Here is an 18,053-nt window from a genome sequence, read left to right on the forward strand (position 1 = left end):
GGTCTCGAGACAGTTAGGCTAACCCGCATCCGGCTGCCGATCCGGATGCGCCGCCTGAACAGCAGGCAGCGCCAGGGCAGCCTCTCCCGCCGCCACCAATCGGGGATAGGGCGACAAATCGACCCCGAACCGCCCAGCATTATAAAGCTGCGGCACAAGATAGCAGTCGGCTAATGTCGGTCCGCTCCCATAAGCGAAGCCCGCCCCATGCCGCGCGACCAACTGCTCAAGCGGCGCAAAACCCTCCGCGATCCAATGCCTCACCCACTCCTTCACTTGATCCTTGGATGCGTGAAACTGGCTCTGCAATCGGTTGAGGACACGCAGATTGTTGAGAGGATGGATGTCGCAACCAATCAACGCCGCCATCGCACGCACAACCGCAACTTCATCCGCATCGTTGGGCAGCAAAGGCGGCTCGGGCCACTTGCCGTCGATCCATTCGAGGATGGCGGGACTTTCTATGAGGGTCCTGCCCTCCACCTCCAAAGCGGGCACCAGGCCATGAGGCGCGATGGCGAGGTAATCGGCGTCCCGCTGCTCCCCCGCGCGCAGATCATGACTGACCTGAACATAGTCGACGCCTTTGAGGTTCAGCGCGATGCGCACGCGATAGGCGGCCGACGAACGCCAATATCCGTGCAGGGTGACGGGCGCGGTCATGCCGGCATCACCACGGCTCGGCATTCGCCAAACCCAATCGGAACAAAGCCCGGCGCGTTCGCCGTTGCGCGCAGGAAAATCTCGTCGCCGTCCTCGACAAAGGAACGCTTCTCTCCATCAGGCAATATCAGCGGCTCTCGCCCACCTTCGGTCAGCTCCAACATGCTGCCATACCCTTCCCGTGTCGGCGCGGAGATCGTGCCCGTGCCCAACAGGTCCCCCGGATTGAGGTTGCACCCATTGGACGCATGATGCGTCACGATCTGGTTGACCGTCCAATACATGTTGCTGGCTGGCCCGGTGCTGAGGCGAAATGGCGGCTGCCCTTTCTCCCGCATGCGCTGCGTCTGGATGAATACTTCCAGCGTCAGGGCAAGCGCCCCATGTCGCTGATCCGCATCCGAAGAAAGATAGGGCAATGGCAGCGGATCACCCTCCGGCCGAGCAGATTGAGCCATGCGGAAGGGCGCCATGGCTTCGGCCGTCACCACCCAGGATGAGATAGTCGACTGGAAATTCTTCGCCAGAAACGGCCCAAGCGGCTGATATTCCCACGCCTGCAAATCCCGCGCAGACCAGTCGTTCAAAAGGCAGAATCCAGCGACATGATCCCCCGCCTCATCGATCGGGATCGGGCTGCCCAGATCATTGCCCGTCCCGATCCAGACACCCAGCTCCAGCTCATAATCAAGCCGCGCGGTCGGGCCAAAAACAGGCTCCCGCGCATCTGGCGGCTTGCGCTGTCCACACGGCCGCAGCGCCGGCACGCCGGACGGGCGTATGGACGACGCACGGCCATGATAGCCGATGGGCACATATTTATAGTTGGGCAGCAGCGGATTATCGGGCCGGAACTGTCGTCCGACATTGTTCGCATGATGAATGCCCACATAGAAGTCGGTGTAATCGCCAATGCGCGCGGGCAACTGCATGGTGACTTCGCCCGATGGATAGAGCATCGACTCCACCGCCGCACGGCTCGCCGGATCAGATAGCAATGCGCTGACCCGCCGCCGCAGCGCTCGCCTCTGCTCCGGCGCAAGCATGAGCATCCGGTTCAGCACCGGGTCCGCGCAGACCTCCTCCCACTCCCCACCAAGCAGCCCCGCTTCCGCGCAAGCTCGCAGGTCGAGGATGATGTCGCCAATCGCCACTCCGATCCGCGCATTCTCCTCACGCGGCGCGAAGATGCCCAACGGCAGGTTCTGGATCGGAAAGTCCCTATGTCCCCGCGCGCTTTCCACCCAACTGGTCAGCGCGGGATCATGGGTCTCATCACATTCCCACCAGTTCATCAGCGCGGCTCCTCCGGCGGCAAAGGAAGCTGCGCCTTGGCAAAGCCCTTCCAGCAGCCATCATAATCGCGCTGAAGCAGCGGCGTCTCCATCGCCCATCCAGTAGGCGCATAGGGCAGGCGGCTTTCGAACATGAACGCCATCATCGCGTCTGCCTTCACCGGGGCGAGCTCAGCCGAAACCGCCCTGCCATGGCTTTCGACATCCGGCCCATGCGCGGACATGCAATTATGGAGCGACGCGCCGCCGGGCATGAAGCCTGACGCCTTGGCATCATATTCCCCTTCGATCAGGCCCATAAATTCGCTCATGACATTGCGATGAAACCAGGGCGGCCGAAATGTATCCTCCGCCACCATCCATCGCGGCGGAAAGATCACGAAATCGACATTCGCCGTGCCGGGCGTATCGCTGGGCGACGTCAGAACCGTGAAGATCGATGGATCGGGATGGTCATAGCTCACCGTTCCCATCGTGTTGAATCGGCGCAGGTCATAGCGGAACGGTGCAAGATTGCCGTGCCATGCGACCACATCGAACGGACTATGGTCCGCCCTGCTCGTCCAGAGCGACCCCATATATTTCTGCACAATCTCAAACGGCCGCTCGACATCTTCATAGGCCGCCACCGGCGCTTCAAAGTCCCGCGCATTGGCAAGCCCGTTCGACCCGATCGGCCCAAGTTCGGGCAAGCGAAACGGTGTCCCGTGATTTTCGCAGACATATCCCCGCGCTGCCCCGTCGAGCAGCTCGACACGAAAACGCACGCCCCTCGGTATCAGGATCATGTCCAATGGCGCAGCCGTCAGGACACCCATTTCGGTCACGATCCGCAACGCCCCTTGCTGCGGCAGGATCAGCATTTCGCCATCAGCAGAAAAGAAGGCCCGGTCGATCATGGACCGATTGGCGGCGAACATATGAACGGCGCAACCCAATCCCTGCGTCACGTCGCCATTCATCGCATAAGTAACCAGCCCGTCGATGAAGTCGGTCGGCGCTTCCGGCATGCCCAACGGGTCCCACCGCAATCTGTTCGGCGAAAGGAGGCCGTCAGGGAGCGGCCCGGACCGCAAAAGCCGCGCACCGTCATATGGCTGATACGGACCATGCTCCGCCGATGGCCGCATCCGGTAAAGCCAGCTGCGCTGGTTCTGGTGCCGGGGCGCGGTAAAGGCCGTGCCCGAAAGCTGTTCGGCATAGAGGCCATAAGGCGCATGTTGAGGCGAATTGCGCCCAATCGGCAGCGCCCCCGCCACCGCTTCCGTCGAATGGACATTGCCGAAACCGCAAAGCGTCATGTCAGCCTCACTCGTCAACAGTGATTACGCCGCGCCGTATCTGGTCCAACTCGATACTTTCGAACAATGCCTGAAAATTGCCGTTGCCGAAACCTTCATTGCCTTTGCGCTGGATGATTTCGAAAAAGATCGGCCCGAACATATTCTCCGTGAAGATCTGGAGCAATATGCCCTCCCTCTCCACATCACCGTCAATGAGTATCCGGTTCTTCCGCAACCGCTCCAGATCCTCGCCATGTCCGGGCACGCGTGTGTCGACCAGCTCATAATAGGTGTCGACAGTATCTTGCAGCCGAACGCCCCGCGCACGCAGCTTTTCCACCGTCGCGTAGATGTCATCCGTGGTAAGCGCCAAATGCTGGATACCCTCGCCATGATATTGGCGGATGAATTCCTCGATCTGGCTCTTGTCGTCCTGACTTTCATTCAGCGGTATTCGGATCGCCCGATCCGGTGCGATCATGGCCTGACTCAGCAGCCCGGTAGCTTGTCCCTTGATGTCGAAGAATTTCTGTTCCTCGAAATTGAAAAGCGTGCGGTAGAACTGGCTCCACACCCGCATATGTCCCCGCCGGACATTGTGCGTCAGGTGATCGAGCATATCGAGACCCGCATTGTTCGCGGCCTCCGCCCACCGCCATCCGGGGAACTCCGCCCAATTCTCATAAAGGTCTTCGCCGTCTTTGACAAAGTAGAGGTACGATCCACCAATTCCCTGAATGACGGTATCATCCTCCTCGGTCGGCTGCGCGCCATGTTCAAGCGCCCACGCCATCGCCGCTTCGGGATCGGCCACGCGAAAGGCCATGGCGCTGGCCGACGGGCCATGCTCGCCGCGAAACGCCGCGACCCGCCCCGCATCGTCCCGGTTCAGCATCAGGTTGATGCGACCCTGCTTATACCGCGTGATGTTCTTGGAAGGATGACGATGCGTCGGGACAAAGCCCAACTGCTCGAACTGCGCCGCCATTGCATCGGGGTCTGGCGATGTAAATTCGACAAATTCAAACCCGTTGAGGCCCAATGGATTGTCAGCCATTTTCGTCACCCTCTTTTCCTTGATCTTGCATAATCCTGCGTTCCCCGGCTGAAGACTTGGTCCTGCGGGATGATTTCGTCCGCCTCTATGGACTCCTCTTGCTTCAGCTCTTCATAAAGCGGGGCGAAGTCCGTCTCGACTGTCTGGCGCAGCAGGTCATCGAAGCTGTCGATGACGAAATAGGACTGTTGATAATCATCAATCCGATATTTGGTGCGCATGAGCCGCTTCAGGTCGAAACCGATCCGGTTGGGCGATGGATCATCCAGCGCAAACAGGGACTCGCCATGGGAAGAGACGATCCCCGCACCATAGATTTTCAATTCCGGCCCCTCGCGCATCAGGCCGAACTCGACCGTGTACCAATAAAGGCGGGCCAGCTTCTCGATCGCGCCAAGACCATCCGCGCGCAGCCCGCCTTCGCCATAGGCCTGCATGTAATCGGCGAAAACCGGATGGGCGAGCAGCGGCACATGGCCGAACACGTCATGGAAAACGTCCGGCTCCTGCAAATAATCCAGCTGATCCGGCCTGCGAATGAAGCGTCCCGCCACAAAGCGCCGGTTCGCCAGATGTTGGAAGAACGTCCTGTCCGGCACCAGTCCCGGCACCGCGACAACTTGCCAGCCTGTCCTCTTCATCAATCGTTCGGACAATTCCTCGAAATTGGGAATGCCCGGCTTCGCGATCCGCAGAATATCCAGACCGTCCGTAAATTCCTTCACCGCCCGGCCGGGCAGCAGGGCCGCTTGCCGGGCGAACAGCTCATTCCAAACGGCATGCTCCTGAGGCGTATAGCTTCCCCAGTCCTGCGGAATTGTCCAATCCTCCGCAGCGTCTGCGGGGCGTTCCATCGTTGAAGCGACCATCTGGAGGTTATGACACGCCCCCCATGTAAAGGGGTTCCAATTTCACGCGAAATGGGCGAGTTTGAGAAATACGATCGTCACATCAGGCCACAACATGAAAGATTTTCGTCAGATTGATGAGATTGACCGCAGGATCATCTCGATTCTCCAAAAGGATGCCACGGTCAGTCATGCCGAACTGGCCGAACAGGTCGGCGCCTCTACCGCTTCATGCTGGCGCCGGATAAAGGCGCTGGAAACGGCCGGCATCCTGATTGGCGCAGTCCGCCTCGTGAACCCTGAAAAGGTCGATCGCGGCGTCAATGTGCTCTGCAACATCCGGATGCGCAGCCATGCGCGCGACGCAAGGCAGGCGTTTGAGGATTTCGTGGATGGCCACCCGGAAATCGTGGAGTGCTTCTCCATGTCGGGCGAGTGGGACTATCTGCTCCGCATCGTGGTTGCCGACGTCGCGGACTATAATCTGTTCCTAATGCACACATTGCTGGGCCATCCGTCCGTCGCCAGCGCCGCGTCCCATTTTGCCCTGTCGATGACCAAATATACGACCGCCCTACCCGTGTGAGCAGCAGGAAGCGGCCTGCGACCGTCAGGAGCGTCTCGTCCCGCCTCCCGGGGCAAAGCGGGACGCTTTTTTCGTGGGCGGCCGGGTCTTGCGCTTGGCGGCCGATCAAGCCAAGCAAGGATCATGCACCAGGGAAATAGGCGAAGCGGCGCAGGTCGGCCGCGCGCGGCAGAGATTGAAGAACGCGCGGAAGCCTTGCTCGAAGCGGCCGAACAGGCGTTGATAGAACTCGGCTATGAACGCGCCACCCTGACCTTGATCGCCCAGCGCGCGAGCGTTTCGAAAAAGACCATCTATGCCAAATATGGCGGCAAGCCGGGATTGTTGCGGGCCGTGCTGGACCGGATTGCCGACCGGAACATGGCCGCCGATCTCCGCCTGCTCGATCGAGATAACCCCGTGGAGGGCCTTTACGAGTGGGCTCGCATGATCATGCGCAGCACCCGGACCAGGGCTGCGCATGCCGTCACCGCGATCAGCATGCGCGAAGGACTGCGTTTCCCGGAATTCCGCGATGCGATGGGGGAGGCACGGACCCTGCGCCAGCAGACCCCCCTTCGCTCCTATCTGGAACGCCTACGGGCGCGGGGGCTTATCCGTCCAGTCGACTGCGAAGAGGTCTCGTCGATGTTCCTGTGGATATTGTCGCAGGACATGGTCGACGCCGTTTCCGCGGGCACGGTCGAACCGCTGACCGACGAAGAAGCCGATGCAAAGGCACGACGCGTGGCAGAATTGATCGCGCAAGGATTGATGCCCAAAGCGGACAAGGCCTGCACCCTTTAAAGCGCAATAAGGAGCGGCCTTCGCCGCCCCTCGTCACTGCCGCTCAATATTGACGGCCAAGTCCACCATCATGATAGATGGACGCCCCAGTCACAAAGCGGGACTCATCAGACGCCAGATAGACAAAGGCATGGGCCGTATCTTCCGGGAAGCTTTCGATGCCCAGCGGACACATGTTCACCAGCTCCTGAATACCTGCCTGCGCCGACTCGTAGAGGCCAAGCTGTACATATCCCTCATAGCCTTCCTTCAGCAGCGGCGTCGTCGTCTGCCCCGGATGCACTGAATTGACCCGGATGCGCTTGGGGCCAAATTCGATCGCGCCGCACATGGTCAACATGCGCTGCGCCGCCTTCGACACATGATAGCTGAGGTTATGGGCGTTGGGCATGTGAGACGCCATGGACACGGTATTGATCACCGAACCACCGCCCGAAAAGCGGTTCACGGCATCGGCCAGAGCAGGCGCGCAATGCTTCATGCCCAAAAAGCCGCTGTCATGGTTGACGGCCATGACCTTGCGCAGGTCCTCCAGCGACGTGGCTTCGATACCGCCATGGATGGAAATACCGGCATTGTTCACCAGCACGTCGATCGCGCCGAATTCAGACATGACCATCGATACCAGCTTGGCCCAGTCCGCTTCCAGCGTCACATCCTGCGCGACGAGCTTGAACCGGCCAGCGCCATGCTTTCCGTCCATCTCGTTGCTGACTGCTTCGTCGGTACGAAGATCGGTAGCGATCACCGCGCGCGCACCTTCCCGCAGGAATGCGTCACATACCGCCACGCCGATATTACCCTGACGGCCTGCTCCCGTTACGATCGCGACCTTGCCTTCCAAACGCGCCATTATTCCTCATCCTTTCCACATTTCACAAAATGGGTATCGGTGAGTTCCATAATGAGTCAAGGCGCGAGTGTCGATTTCAAGCCACCACAGGATGCGCCAGACCGATGCCATCAGGCCGAGCCGAGTTTTTGACAGCCGCGTGCCGGGGGCGCATGGGCATCCAATGCAACTCGCCCATTTCGACATCGACATTTTCCTCCGCGACTATTGGCAAAAGCGCCCGCTGCTGATCCGCAATCCGTGGAACGGCTGGGACAATCCGCTCGACCCGGACGAACTGGCCGGACTTGCCTGCGAAGAGGGCGTCGAATCCCGCCTTATCACGCGACAAGCTATTCAACTGACGATGGAAAGCGGCCCCCTGCCGGAGGCGCGCTTTGGCGAACTCGGAACCGGGCCATGGACGCTGCTGGTGCAGGCGGTGGACCACCACGCCCCCGGCGTGGCGGCCCTGCTGGAACCTTTTCGCTTCATCCCCGACTGGCGCATCGACGATGTGATGGTCAGCTACGCCACGGACGGCGGCGGCGTGGGGCCGCATTTCGATCAATATGATGTCTTCCTGGTGCAGGGCCTCGGCAAACGGCGCTGGCGCGTCGGGCCAAAATGCAGTTCGGCGACACCTTTGCTGCCGCATGACGATCTACGCCTGATCGCCGATTTTGAAGCGGAGGGTGACTGGATATTGGAACCCGGCGACATTCTGTACGTGCCACCCTGCTTTGCGCATGATGGTGTGGCGATTGGTGATGATTGCATGACCTATTCGATCGGGTTTCGCGCGCCCTCTCGCGCCGACCTTGTCGAAGGCTGGTCCGCGCATCAGGCGGACGGCATGGCGGAGGAGGATCGTTATGCCGACCCCGGTCTCGCCCGACAATCCAATCCGGGAGAAATCACCGCGCCTACGCTCGACCGGCTGCATGCAATGGTGATGGAGGCATTGGCAGATCGCGATGCCTTCGCCCGCTGGTTCGGGCAGCATAGCAGCGCGCCCAAATATTCCGATTCCGATTGGCGGCCCGAAGAACCGATTGCAGCCGATGATATACGGGCATGGCTTGCCCAAGGGGCATCGCTCCAGCGCAACCCGGCCAGCCGTTATTCCTTCATCCGGCAGGGATCATCCATTCTGCTCTTCGTGGACAACCATTGCTTCGATTGCGGGGCCGACACTGCCTCCCTTGCCGAACAACTCTGCTCAAACACCATGGTCGCGGCCAATCCGGACCTTGCGCAAAACCCCGGCGCGGTCGGCCTCATCAAGACCCTGATCGATCAGGGCAGCCTCGCCTTCGAAGAGGATGATTGATCAATGGCCCTCATCCTCTTCAACAAACCCTATGGCGTGCTGTGCCAGTTTACCGATGAGAGCACCGGGCCCCCACGACCAACACTCGCGGCGTTCATCGACAGGCCGGGCGTCTACCCTGCCGGGCGGCTCGACCTCGACAGTGAGGGGCTGCTGCTGTTGACCGATGACGGGCGGTTGCAGGCGCGTATCGCCGACCCCCGGTTCAAGACGCCCAAAACCTATCTCGTTCAGGTGGAGGGGGAACCCGGCGACGCGGAACTGGAGGCGCTACGACGCGGGGTCAAGTTGAAGGACGGCCTTACCCTGCCCGCGCTGGTGGAACGCATCGACCCGCCTGCCCTCTGGCCGCGCGATCCGCCGGTACGCTTTCGCAAGAGCGTGCCCGACTGCTGGCTGCGCCTCACGATCCGCGAAGGACGTAACCGGCAGGTGCGCCGAATGACGGCAGCCGTCGGCCACCCCACCTTGCGCCTTGTCCGGTGGAGCATCGGAGATTGGACGCTGGACGGCATTGAGCAGGGACAATGGCGGGAGGTATGATCTCCCGCAGGCCACTCAGCCTTCGATCAGGCGCTTCAACGCCTTCAGATCGCGGTTGACCCATCGGATGTCAGCCGCGAACCGTTCATCATCCATGCCCGGCTGACGAAAAAGCGTCAGCATGACCTCCGCGCCTTCCCCATTTTGCACGACACGCAAGGGGACATGGACCTGATCGCCACCGCCCAGATCCACCTGATGATCCATCACCCCCAGATCATTATGGGGCGTGAAGCGGATACGGATCGGCCCTTCCGGTCCATCGGCCAGCCAACCGTCCCCATCTTCGCGCAACCCCGATTCCGCCAGGCCAGAGGCCCATTGGGGGAAAAATTCGGGGCGCCACATCCTTTCGTAAAGAGCCCGCCATTCCTGATTGATCGACACGCTGAAAGTCCGGGCGGGTAACACTGCTGTCTCCTGTCGTGATGTAACGGGAAATCCCTTTAGCCTGTTTCATGAATGCCCGGAAAGGCCGCAAAGCTTGCCGACCCAGGAACTTAACGCCGCGACAATGCCTTCCTTCGCCGCACAGCCTGCCTTCCCAGCGGATCGGCAAAGCGAAAAGGGCCGCCTTCTCTCTTGACGGCTCGATTTACCCGCGCAGGGAGAATGCATGACCTATCGCCGGATCAGTTCGACACGCCTTTGCATCCTCGCCCTCGCCACCTGCATGGCGTCCGTCGGCGCGTCCGCGGCAGACCCGGCGCCCTTCGACCTCCCCGGCCCCGAACTGCTGGTGACCGTCAGCCGCGCCGGGCGAACCCTGCCGATCGGGCAAGTGCCCGCACTGGCGTCGGGCGACGTCGTCAGGATCGAAGCCAATCTGCCCGAAGACCAGTCGATCCGCTACCGCCTGGTGTCGGCATTCCTGCGCGGCGTCACCAACCCGCCACCCAAGAGCTGGATCTCCAGCGCGGAAACATGGCAGAGCAAGGACCGGAAACGGACATTGAAACTGACCGTGCCGGATCATGCGCGTCAGCTAGTGTTGTTCATGGTGCCCGATACCGGCGGCGACCTCAGCACCATTTCCGACGCGATCCGTGGCCGCCCCGGCGAATTCGTCCGTGTAACGCAGGACATCAACAAGGCTTCGCTGGACCGGAGCAGGCTCAATGCCTTCATCCTGGGCATCCGGTCGCAGGAAAACAGCCACCCTGAATATCTGAGGACCGTAGCCCCAATCCTGTCCTCAAGCCTCGCCGTCAAACTGAACCCCGACTGCCTGGCGAAAATCGTCGAGTTTCAGGCCGCCTGCCTCGTCGAAAATCGCGACAGTCTGGTGCTCGGCGACATCCACAGCAATTCGCTCACCGAAACCATCATCGGCGCGCCCACCGACCTCGCCCTGCAACTCAGCGCGACGCGGGAGGGGGGCTATGGCTTTTACAGCCCCTATATCGGCGTGGTCCGCGATCTCGCGCGCATATTCGGCGCGTTCAACAATCCGGAATTCAACTATCTGCCCGCGCTCGGCCTTCAGAATGGCAAGTCCGTGTCTTTGTTGCTGAACAGCGCCCCCTCCTTCCGCAAGCCCAAGTCCGTGCTGGTGGCCGCCTTGCCCGCCATCGAAAAGAATGTTCCCCCGCCCCTACGCCGGAGCAGCGACGCTCCGATCTGCGGTTCGCGGCCGGGAATCGTCCTGGGCGTCGATGGCGCGCCGCTCGTCTTTGCCACCAACTATGCCCACAACATGGTCTTGCGGCTGACGGACAAGGACGGCCACATGGTCGAAGCACCGCTCATCGCGCGAGCCGACAAAGGCGGCTACATATTCGCGCCTTCCTTCAAGGTTGAGGACTTGAGCGGGCCGATGAAGGGCCGCTTGCACGGGCATTGGGGTTTTGAATCCTTTGACGGGCCGGAATTCGCCCTCCAATTCCCGCAAGCGGGCAGCTTGCAGCCCTCCGCCGACCAGCGCCTGATAGCGGGAAAGAATGACAGGCTGCTGCTGACCGGCCCCACGACGGCTTGCGTGAGGAATGTTGCCGTCCAGCTGCCGGAAGGGCGGAGCGTCTCAGTAAAGTGGCAGGCTTCCGGCGATGACGCCATTGCCATCGACATGCCCCTGTCAAACGTCGCGTCGGCAGGCAATGTGATCGTCGCGATCCAGTCGTTCGGCGGGGAAAAGCCCGAATTGCTGACCGTCCCGGTCGAGGCGGATCAAAGCCTCTCCCAACCGCCTCCCCCTCTATAATGCTGGCAAGACGCGCGGCGGGTGATAAGGCGCGCTTTTCCTCAAGCGCCCCGGCGCATCAATAACGGATCGAGTGGCATGAAGACCAAGCACTGCCTTGAAGCAAGCGATGTAAAGGCGATCCTCGCCGCAGCCGAAGCAGAGGCTTTGGCCAATGGCTGGGCCGTGACCATCGCGATCGTCGATGACGGCGCGCATCTGCTTGGCCTCATCCGTCTGGATGGCGCCGCCGCCAGCACCGTGAAGATGGCGGAGGCAAAGGCATCGACATCCATACTCGGCCGCCGGGAAACGAAGGTCTATGAGGATCTGGTGCTTAACGGCCGCGTTTCGATGCTGTCCGCGCCCGGCATGCCCGCCATGCTCGAAGGTGCCGTCCCGATCGTCATCGACGGTGACTATGTCGGCGCCGTAGGTGTCTCCGGGGTCAAGTCGGATCAGGACGCCCAGATCGCACGCGCCGGAATCGCCGCGATCCTGCCGCAGGACTAGTCATAGGCCGCGAACGCCACGCGACTCTCGCCACCCATTTTTGCAAGGCTCCCGCTCCGCGCCGCCACCAACATGGCTGGCGCGCGTTGAAGCGTCGTTCGATGCTTCGAATGTAGGAGCCTGCTCTGGAAAATGTTGCTGGTTGGGTCGCGCCCATAGCGACCATGATCGCCGCGATGATGACCGCCGCCAATCTCGGCGCGCGCGTCACCGGCTGGGGTTTCGTCGTCTTCACCTTTGGATCGATCGCATGGTCGGTCGTCGGCCTGTCCTCCGGCCAGACGAACCTCGTCGCGACGAACGGCTTCCTCACCTTCGTGAACCTGATCGGCGTATGGCGATGGCTCGGTCGCCAGCGCGCTTATGAGGATGGGGGCAAGTCGGCCGCCCAATCCAGCCGCCGATCGCCCTACCCGACCCTCTTCACGGCCACCGGCATCGCGGGGGTTCCGGTCGCGGCATCCGACGGACAGACGGTCGGCAAGGTCGTCGAAGCCCTCGTCACCTGCGAAAACGGCAGTGTCAGCTATGTCGTCATCAGCGCCAGCGGGGTGGGCGGCATCCATGAAGTCCTGCGCGCCGTGGCCCGTGACGATATCCGCTTTTCCTGCGATCGCTTCACACTCAATCGGGACAGCACCTGGTTCGAAGCATTGCCGCCGCTACAGGATGGCGACTGGCCAGCCGCCCCCGCCGAACTGCCCCAGGGCGATGCACCATGACCGAAGCGTAAGGGGGGAAGGCTGCGACCTGCCGTTCGTCGCAAATCCGTTGCCTTCGGCGGAACGGATCGCGATTAGCAGGGAAAGGGAAAAAAGAGGGGCAAGGGTCCATGAAGGTCAGGATAGTCGCATGCGTGGCCGCGCTCGGTGCCGCGCTGCTTCCAGCAGTTGCGCTCGCGGACGATCCGCATGACCCCACCATGCGCAGTTCTGCGGCACGGGCACGTGACCGGGCAATCATCCGGCAGATGAACCAGCAGCAGCTCGCCTATGTTCGCGACCGCGATGCGCGGATCATGCGCAACTATCGCCGTGCGCAGGGCGGCGGCGATGGCTATGCCGATGCTCGCGCGGATTATGATCGCCAGATGGCGTCATGGCGGCGCGCAGTGGCGGCCTGCAACGCCGGGCGTTGGGAATATTGCGACAATTAAGGGTGCATGATCCCGACACCCGTCCAATTTGAGCGGCGCGAGCGAAGGACTCGAACCCTCATCGCACGTTCAATCCCAATTCGCTGAGCAATTGCCCCGCCTGCTCCCGCGATATGGTCGCGCCACGAAAGCGGGACGCGTCCTCCAGCCTTACGCCGCCAAGGTCAGCACCGCGCAGGTCCGCGCCTTCGAACCGGGCGCCGGTCAGCAGCGCCTCCCGCAGGCTGCAATCCTCGAACGATGCCATCCGAAAATCGCATTTGCGCAAGTCCGCCTGAGAAAAATCGACTCGTGCGAGCCTCGCCTTCATAAAGGAACGCCCGGTCAGCTTCGCACCGATCAGCAGCGTTTCTTCAAAATGGACGTCTAGCGCCCGAACATCCGACAGGTCGGCGCCCGTAAGCTTGCAGCCGAAAAAATGCACCGCTTGCAACATACTACGCTTCAGCGAAGCACCGTTCAGGTCGCTGTTGGCAAGGCGCGCTTCGCCAAGATCACAAGCTGTGAAATTGGCCGAACCGGCGCGGCACGACTGCCAGGTGCTGCGATCAAGTTTTGCGCCGGTGAAGTCGGCGCGTCGCATGTCGCATTGTTGAAACGACCATTGGGACAGGTCCAGATGCGAAAGGTCCGCACCCTCCATCACGCACTCGGCCAACGAACGCGGCGCGCCCATCAGCGCTTCGATATCCTGGCGCGCCAAAGTCTGCCCGCGGATCACTTGGTCGTCACTAACATGCTGCATCTGTATGCTGTTAGACATGATCCCCCGGGCAGACCAGCTATGCTAAAGCTGCGCTTCCCCGCCATCGACGAAATAGTCCGACCCAGTCACATAGCTCGCCTCGTCAGACAGCAGGAACAGAGCGACGGCCGCCGCTTCCTGCGCCGTTCCAAGGCGGCCCAGCGGATTGCTTCCGGCCATCTGCTGTTCGACCGCAGCAACATGCTCTTCGGGCAGGCCGAGGCGGTTGAAAAAGTCGGTCGCGATCGGTCCGGGGCTCAATGTGTTCACGCGGATGCGGCGCGGGGCCAGTTCATAGGCAAAGCCTCTTGCAAGCGAGCGGACGGCCCCCTTGGTGGCGCCATAAAGGGCGCTTGCGGGCAGCCCCTTATCCTTCGCGACGGATGCCGTGATCAGGATTGATCCGCCATCGCGGATCAACGGCGCCATCGCCTGCGTCCCGAAGATCGGCCCGCCGACATTCAGGTCCATGAGGTTCCGGTAAAGGTCAGCACTGATATGGCCAAGTGGCGCGCCTGCCCCGACGCCCGCGTTCAGGAACAGGCCATCGATCTTGCCGAACAGGCGGGCAGCTTCCTGCGCGAGCGCTTCGGCGGCTTCCGGACGGGACGCGTCATTTTGCAGGACGTGCACGCCGGGCAACTGCGCCGCGACGCTGTCCAGTCTTTCCCGGTTCGATCCGGTGATCAGCACCGATCCACCTTCCTCCATGATCCGCTGGGCCGCGGCGAGGCCGATACCGCTGGAACCGCCGGTAATGACGACGGACTTGTCCCTGAACCTCTGCATGCCTCTTTTCTCCATTCGACAATCTGTTCCGATCCATGGCTTGCCCACCTGGCGGAAAAGCTGATCGCCAAGTTGGACGCAGCCGCGCCGCCGATCAACAAGGATGTTTCCCTTGCGGACCAACTGGCGTCAATGATCTCGTATGGCATACGTAAATTGACAGAAGAGCCCAAACCCTTATTTCTGACAAGGTATAAGAGTGGGAGCGGTCAAGATGACGGGCGGTTTGAACATCGGGGACGGGACGACGCTCGACGCTGCTTCTCAGCCGGGCATTTCCGCGCGCGGAAGGGGGCGCCCTCGTCGCCTGGCGCGCGACACGATCATCCAGGCGGCACTGGTTCTGCTCGACGAAATGTCGATCGACCGATTTTCCATGGGTCTGCTCGCAAAGAGCCTGAAAGCCGGGGTCATGACCCTTTACAATTACTTCCCCAGCCGCGACGATCTGCTGATCGCCGTCGCCGACGAAATATATAGCCGGTTCGATTATCCGGCGAAGGGCAACTGCTGGCAGGACGAAGTGCGCCAGTGGTTGTGGGCGACAGAGGATCTCTTCCAGCGCTATCCCGTCGCGATGAAGCTCAGCCTGTGGGATGGCCATGCATCACCGGGCTGGTTGCGCACATGGATACCTGTGGTGGAATTGATCAGCGCGCAGGGGCTGACCGGCCCCGACCTTGCCTTTGCGGTGCGGTGGTTCACGACATCGGCTCTCGGCTTCATCACGTCCCAGCCGCCTCCTCCAGAGCACAACAACCAGCGGACGACCGCGCATATCCATGCCCTGACGGCCTATGAGGCTGCGTTGTTGCAGGGTCTTCAGCACGACCTGCTGCAGGTCGATCGGAAAGCGGCCCTCACCTACGGCTTCACCCACATCATAGCCGGCCTGGAACGCATCATCGCGGAGGCGGCGAACGCGCAATCGGAAATGACGGGAGAGTGACTTTGAGCAATGCAGGCGACACGCGATTCGGCTTCACAAAGCTGATCGTGCAGGATGAGGAAGCCATGGCCGCCTATTATGGCGCGGTGTACGGGCTCAACCGCCTGCACCGCGTGGAATCGGGCGATCCCGCCGTTATGGGGCGCCTGCGCGAAGTGATTATGGGTCCAGGTGAAAGCATGGGCGTAGAATCGTTGACGATGATCAACTTTTTAGATAGGCCTGCTCCACGCGACCGGGAAGTGATCCTTGGATTCATCACCACGGACCTCGACGCGCTTGCCGAACGGGTGCTCGCGCACGGCGGCAAGCATGTCGGCCCGGTTCGCGAAATGCCCGAACATGGCGTGCGCGTCCTGTTCACCAGCGACCCTGAAGGACGGTTGAGCGAGAATGTGGAGATGATGGCGAGATAATAGCAGGGCGACATCGCCCCCGCATCCCCCACAAATCCCCAGCTCTCATGGAGAGACATATGGATATGAGAACGAAGACTTTGCCGAACATGCTTGACAGTGGCAGCCGCCCCCTTCCGCTGGCTGATGGCCCCGAACTGCGCGCAGCGCTTAAGGCGGCCAATCTCCAGACCTTGCTGATGGTCTATGTGCATCTGACGCATGATGAATCGATGCTTCAGAACTTCCAGGTCCACATTCACCCCCCTTACACCAACCCCGACTATGTGATCCCGCAGGACTGCATCGACGACCTGCATGAAAAGCTGGTCCATGTGCTGACGACGCCGGGCGCGGCCAAGTCAGAAGATCCACCGATCGAACTGATGCAAAAGATGATGAGCATCGGCGTCGGCGAGCCGGTGGAGGACGAATTCGTCCCCATGGTCGTCGAACAGGGCGGCTTCAAGCGCAGCCCCGCGCGCAAGGAACAGCCCGGCCGCACCCCGCCCCCCGCTGGCTTCAAGGTGCTGGTCATCGGCGCGGGCCTTACCGGCATTCTCGCCGGGATCGAGCTGGAGCGCGCCGGTTACGATCATGTGATCATCGAAAAGAATGAGGAAGTCGGCGGCACCTGGTGGAAGAACCGCTATCCGGGCGTCGGCGTGGATACGCCTAGCCACTTCTATTCCTATTCCTTCGAAATCAGCCCGGAATGGAACCACTACCACCCGCATGGCGCGGACATGCGCGAATATTTCCGCGCCGTGGCCGACAAATATGACGTCCGCCGCAACATCCGGTTCAAGACCATGGTGCACAGCCTGGTCTTCGATCAGGATGAAGCCGTGTGGAACGTCACCATCGAGGATTTGAACACCGGCAAGCGCGAAGTCATCAAGGCCAATGCCGTGTTCAACGCGTTCGGCACCACCGACCGTTGGAAGCTGCCCGAGATCCCCGGCATCGAAAGCTTCAAGGGCATCATCACCCACTCGGCCGACTATGACGAAAATATCGACCTGAAGGGCAAGAAGGTCGCCGTCATCGGCACCGGCGCCAGCTCCGCGCAGATCGTGTCCACGATCGTCAAGGAAGTGGATGAACTGGTCGTCTTCATGCGCACCAAGCACTGGATGATCAACAATCCCGAAGTGAAGGCGGAAGTCCCAGACCCGGTGAAATGGGCGCTGCGGCACATTCCCTATTACAAGGAATGGTTCCGCTTCCGCGTGTTCTGGTTCGCGGCCGACGGCCTCTATCCCAATGTGGTGAAGGACCCGTCCTACCCCGAAGACGGCATCGCCGTGTCGGCGCTCAATGAAGGCATGCGCCAATATGCCTTGTCGCACATGCATCACAAGCTGGCGGGACGCCCTGACCTTATCGAGAAGCTGACGCCCGACTTCCCGATCTTCTCCAAGCGCGTCGTGATGGACGCGGGCTGGTACGATGCCCTCGTGCAGCCGCACACGACGCTGGAGACGGCGGGCATCGCCGAAATCCTGCCGAACGGCATCCGCACGAACGACGGCAAGTTCTACGAACTCGACGTGATCATCTGCGCGACCGGCTTCAACGCATCGTCGCTGGTGCAGGATCTGGAGATCAAGGGCCGCGATGGTCATGATCTGGCGGTGGACTGGGCGGACGAGGAAGAGCGCGCCTATATGGGCACGACCATCCCCGGCTATCCCAACTACTTCCTGTCGACCGGCCCCAATATCGGCCCGAACCACGCAGGCGGCCTCAACATCGTCAGCGAATCGCAGGTCCATTATCTGATCGAATGCCTCGATCACATGATCGCGACCGGCGCCCGCACGATCGAAGTGACGGAGGAAGCCTTCCTGCGTCACAACAAGCGGATCGACGATCAGATGAAGCACATGATCTGGACCCATCCCAAGTCGAAAAGCTATTATCAGAACAGCAAGGGCCGGCCCGTCGGTCCCTGGCCTTTCCGCCTCGTCGACATGTGGAACGAGCTGCAAGAGCCCGTGCTGGAAGACTATAAGTTCGACTGACCGTAAGGACGGGGGGAGGAGCCGGGCTGCTGCGCGGCCAGGCGCCTCCCCTCCCCAAATGATTGATCGGGACA

At 61.2% G+C, this 18,053-nt stretch carries 20 protein-coding genes; 11 read left to right on the plus strand and 9 right to left on the minus strand.

Features of this window, described 5'->3' with window-relative positions; genetic code table 11:
* Window positions 1-18: 18 nt before the first annotated feature.
* The 5 genes from maiA to phhA are packed head-to-tail and all read right to left on the minus strand — an operon-like array spanning window position 19 to window position 5,152.
* Window positions 19-663 carry a maleylacetoacetate isomerase gene (gene maiA / locus ACYU81_RS15395; RefSeq protein ID WP_460988494.1) on the minus strand — a complete coding sequence of 215 codons (645 nt, stop codon included), beginning with the start codon at window positions 661-663 and terminating at the stop codon, window positions 19-21.
* Window positions 660-1,958: a fumarylacetoacetase gene (gene fahA, locus ACYU81_RS15400; RefSeq protein ID WP_460988495.1), complete on the minus strand. Its 1,299-nt coding sequence runs from the start codon at window positions 1,956-1,958 to the stop codon at window positions 660-662. Before fahA ends, maiA begins: the two co-directional genes overlap by 4 nt.
* Complete coding sequence (gene hmgA, locus ACYU81_RS15405; protein ID WP_460989115.1) at window positions 1,958-3,259, minus strand: homogentisate 1,2-dioxygenase; 1,302 nt, start codon at window positions 3,257-3,259, stop codon at window positions 1,958-1,960. The genes fahA and hmgA overlap by 1 nt, the downstream gene beginning before the upstream one ends.
* A gap of 7 nt (window positions 3,260-3,266) precedes the next feature.
* On the minus strand, window positions 3,267-4,298 hold the full coding sequence (gene hppD, locus ACYU81_RS15410; RefSeq protein WP_460988496.1) for a 4-hydroxyphenylpyruvate dioxygenase: 1,032 nt from the start codon (window positions 4,296-4,298) through the stop codon (window positions 3,267-3,269).
* Between the two features lie 5 nt (window positions 4,299-4,303).
* Window positions 4,304-5,152: a phenylalanine 4-monooxygenase gene (gene phhA / locus ACYU81_RS15415; protein WP_460988497.1), complete on the minus strand. Its 849-nt coding sequence runs from the start codon at window positions 5,150-5,152 to the stop codon at window positions 4,304-4,306.
* A 109-nt stretch (window positions 5,153-5,261) separates the two neighbouring features.
* Here phhA and ACYU81_RS15420 point away from each other — a divergent pair, with 109 nt between their 5' ends.
* Together ACYU81_RS15420 and ACYU81_RS15425 are read left to right on the plus strand one after the other, a co-directional pair.
* Window positions 5,262-5,732 carry an Lrp/AsnC family transcriptional regulator gene (locus tag ACYU81_RS15420; RefSeq protein WP_460988498.1) on the plus strand — a complete coding sequence of 157 codons (471 nt, stop codon included), beginning with the start codon at window positions 5,262-5,264 and terminating at the stop codon, window positions 5,730-5,732.
* Between the two features lie 123 nt (window positions 5,733-5,855).
* Window positions 5,856-6,518 carry a TetR/AcrR family transcriptional regulator gene (locus ACYU81_RS15425; RefSeq protein ID WP_460988499.1) on the plus strand — a complete coding sequence of 221 codons (663 nt, stop codon included), beginning with the start codon at window positions 5,856-5,858 and terminating at the stop codon, window positions 6,516-6,518.
* A 43-nt stretch (window positions 6,519-6,561) separates the two neighbouring features.
* Here ACYU81_RS15425 and ACYU81_RS15430 read toward each other — a convergent pair whose 3' ends face one another.
* The gene (locus ACYU81_RS15430; protein ID WP_460988500.1) at window positions 6,562-7,371 is read right to left on the minus strand and encodes an SDR family NAD(P)-dependent oxidoreductase; all 810 of its coding nucleotides are present in this window, start codon (window positions 7,369-7,371) and stop codon (window positions 6,562-6,564) included.
* 163 nt (window positions 7,372-7,534) lie between these two features.
* Here ACYU81_RS15430 and ACYU81_RS15435 point away from each other — a divergent pair, with 163 nt between their 5' ends.
* Both ACYU81_RS15435 and ACYU81_RS15440 read left to right on the plus strand, forming a co-directional pair.
* The gene (locus ACYU81_RS15435; protein WP_460988501.1) at window positions 7,535-8,683 is read left to right on the plus strand and encodes a JmjC domain-containing protein; all 1,149 of its coding nucleotides are present in this window, start codon (window positions 7,535-7,537) and stop codon (window positions 8,681-8,683) included.
* A 3-nt stretch (window positions 8,684-8,686) separates the two neighbouring features.
* On the plus strand, window positions 8,687-9,226 hold the full coding sequence (locus ACYU81_RS15440) for a pseudouridine synthase (RefSeq protein ID WP_460988502.1): 540 nt from the start codon (window positions 8,687-8,689) through the stop codon (window positions 9,224-9,226).
* A gap of 15 nt (window positions 9,227-9,241) precedes the next feature.
* On the opposite strand, the gene ACYU81_RS15445 is transcribed toward ACYU81_RS15440, so the two are convergent.
* A complete protein-coding gene (locus ACYU81_RS15445) occupies window positions 9,242-9,637 on the minus strand; it encodes a polyketide cyclase (protein ID WP_460988503.1) in 396 nt (131 codons plus the stop codon).
* Window positions 9,638-9,842: 205 nt separating this feature from the next.
* Between ACYU81_RS15445 and ACYU81_RS15450 the strand changes: the two genes are divergently transcribed.
* From ACYU81_RS15450 to ACYU81_RS15465, 4 genes are all read left to right on the plus strand, one after another.
* Window positions 9,843-11,426 carry a hypothetical protein gene (locus tag ACYU81_RS15450; protein ID WP_460988504.1) on the plus strand — a complete coding sequence of 528 codons (1,584 nt, stop codon included), beginning with the start codon at window positions 9,843-9,845 and terminating at the stop codon, window positions 11,424-11,426.
* A gap of 78 nt (window positions 11,427-11,504) precedes the next feature.
* Entirely contained in the window at window positions 11,505-11,918 is a 414-nt protein-coding gene (locus ACYU81_RS15455; RefSeq protein WP_460988505.1) for a GlcG/HbpS family heme-binding protein, read from the plus strand.
* 164 nt (window positions 11,919-12,082) lie between these two features.
* Entirely contained in the window at window positions 12,083-12,640 is a 558-nt protein-coding gene (locus tag ACYU81_RS15460) for a PRC-barrel domain-containing protein (protein WP_460988506.1), read from the plus strand.
* Between the two features lie 110 nt (window positions 12,641-12,750).
* Window positions 12,751-13,074, plus strand: coding sequence for a hypothetical protein (locus ACYU81_RS15465; RefSeq protein WP_460988507.1), 324 nt, complete (start codon window positions 12,751-12,753; stop codon window positions 13,072-13,074).
* Window positions 13,075-13,132: 58 nt separating this feature from the next.
* Here the strand turns inward: ACYU81_RS15465 and ACYU81_RS15470 are convergent, their stop codons facing one another.
* Entirely contained in the window at window positions 13,133-13,837 is a 705-nt protein-coding gene (locus ACYU81_RS15470; protein ID WP_460988508.1) for a pentapeptide repeat-containing protein, read from the minus strand.
* Between the two features lie 24 nt (window positions 13,838-13,861).
* The gene (locus ACYU81_RS15475; RefSeq protein WP_460988509.1) at window positions 13,862-14,608 is read right to left on the minus strand and encodes an SDR family NAD(P)-dependent oxidoreductase; all 747 of its coding nucleotides are present in this window, start codon (window positions 14,606-14,608) and stop codon (window positions 13,862-13,864) included.
* 214 nt (window positions 14,609-14,822) lie between these two features.
* Between ACYU81_RS15475 and ACYU81_RS15480 the strand changes: the two genes are divergently transcribed.
* Genes ACYU81_RS15480 through ACYU81_RS15490 form a run of 3 tightly spaced genes read left to right on the plus strand, consistent with a single transcriptional unit; the run spans window position 14,823 to window position 17,979 of the window.
* On the plus strand, window positions 14,823-15,557 hold the full coding sequence (locus ACYU81_RS15480) for a TetR/AcrR family transcriptional regulator (RefSeq protein ID WP_460988510.1): 735 nt from the start codon (window positions 14,823-14,825) through the stop codon (window positions 15,555-15,557).
* A gap of 2 nt (window positions 15,558-15,559) precedes the next feature.
* Window positions 15,560-15,973, plus strand: a complete 414-nt coding sequence (locus ACYU81_RS15485; RefSeq protein WP_460988511.1) for a VOC family protein — start codon at window positions 15,560-15,562, stop codon at window positions 15,971-15,973.
* Between the two features lie 59 nt (window positions 15,974-16,032).
* The gene (locus ACYU81_RS15490) at window positions 16,033-17,979 is read left to right on the plus strand and encodes a flavin-containing monooxygenase (protein WP_460988512.1); all 1,947 of its coding nucleotides are present in this window, start codon (window positions 16,033-16,035) and stop codon (window positions 17,977-17,979) included.
* Window positions 17,980-18,053 lie beyond the last annotated feature (74 nt).

The organism is Sphingobium sp. TomTYG75, assembly GCF_054771635.1.

Bases quoted from the DNA above. Each gene is read 5' to 3' on its own strand.
- maiA (WP_460988494.1), bottom strand. From the start codon at position 663: ATGACCGCGCCCGTCACCCTGCACGGATATTGGCGTTCGTCGGCCGCC.
- fahA (WP_460988495.1), bottom strand. From the start codon at position 1,958: ATGAACTGGTGGGAATGTGATGAGACCCATGATCCCGCGCTGACCAGT.
- hmgA (WP_460989115.1), bottom strand. From the start codon at position 3,259: ATGACGCTTTGCGGTTTCGGCAATGTCCATTCGACGGAAGCGGTGGCG.
- hppD (WP_460988496.1), bottom strand. From the start codon at position 4,298: ATGGCTGACAATCCATTGGGCCTCAACGGGTTTGAATTTGTCGAATTT.
- phhA (WP_460988497.1), bottom strand. From the start codon at position 5,152: ATGGAACGCCCCGCAGACGCTGCGGAGGATTGGACAATTCCGCAGGAC.
- ACYU81_RS15420 (WP_460988498.1), top strand. From the start codon at position 5,262: ATGAAAGATTTTCGTCAGATTGATGAGATTGACCGCAGGATCATCTCG.
- ACYU81_RS15425 (WP_460988499.1), top strand. From the start codon at position 5,856: ATGCACCAGGGAAATAGGCGAAGCGGCGCAGGTCGGCCGCGCGCGGCA.
- ACYU81_RS15430 (WP_460988500.1), bottom strand. From the start codon at position 7,371: ATGGCGCGTTTGGAAGGCAAGGTCGCGATCGTAACGGGAGCAGGCCGT.
- ACYU81_RS15435 (WP_460988501.1), top strand. From the start codon at position 7,535: ATGCAACTCGCCCATTTCGACATCGACATTTTCCTCCGCGACTATTGG.
- ACYU81_RS15440 (WP_460988502.1), top strand. From the start codon at position 8,687: ATGGCCCTCATCCTCTTCAACAAACCCTATGGCGTGCTGTGCCAGTTT.
- ACYU81_RS15450 (WP_460988504.1), top strand. From the start codon at position 9,843: ATGACCTATCGCCGGATCAGTTCGACACGCCTTTGCATCCTCGCCCTC.
- ACYU81_RS15455 (WP_460988505.1), top strand. From the start codon at position 11,505: ATGAAGACCAAGCACTGCCTTGAAGCAAGCGATGTAAAGGCGATCCTC.
- ACYU81_RS15460 (WP_460988506.1), top strand. From the start codon at position 12,083: ATGATCGCCGCGATGATGACCGCCGCCAATCTCGGCGCGCGCGTCACC.
- ACYU81_RS15465 (WP_460988507.1), top strand. From the start codon at position 12,751: ATGAAGGTCAGGATAGTCGCATGCGTGGCCGCGCTCGGTGCCGCGCTG.
- ACYU81_RS15470 (WP_460988508.1), bottom strand. From the start codon at position 13,837: ATGTCTAACAGCATACAGATGCAGCATGTTAGTGACGACCAAGTGATC.
- ACYU81_RS15475 (WP_460988509.1), bottom strand. From the start codon at position 14,608: ATGCAGAGGTTCAGGGACAAGTCCGTCGTCATTACCGGCGGTTCCAGC.
- ACYU81_RS15480 (WP_460988510.1), top strand. From the start codon at position 14,823: ATGACGGGCGGTTTGAACATCGGGGACGGGACGACGCTCGACGCTGCT.
- ACYU81_RS15490 (WP_460988512.1), top strand. From the start codon at position 16,033: ATGGATATGAGAACGAAGACTTTGCCGAACATGCTTGACAGTGGCAGC.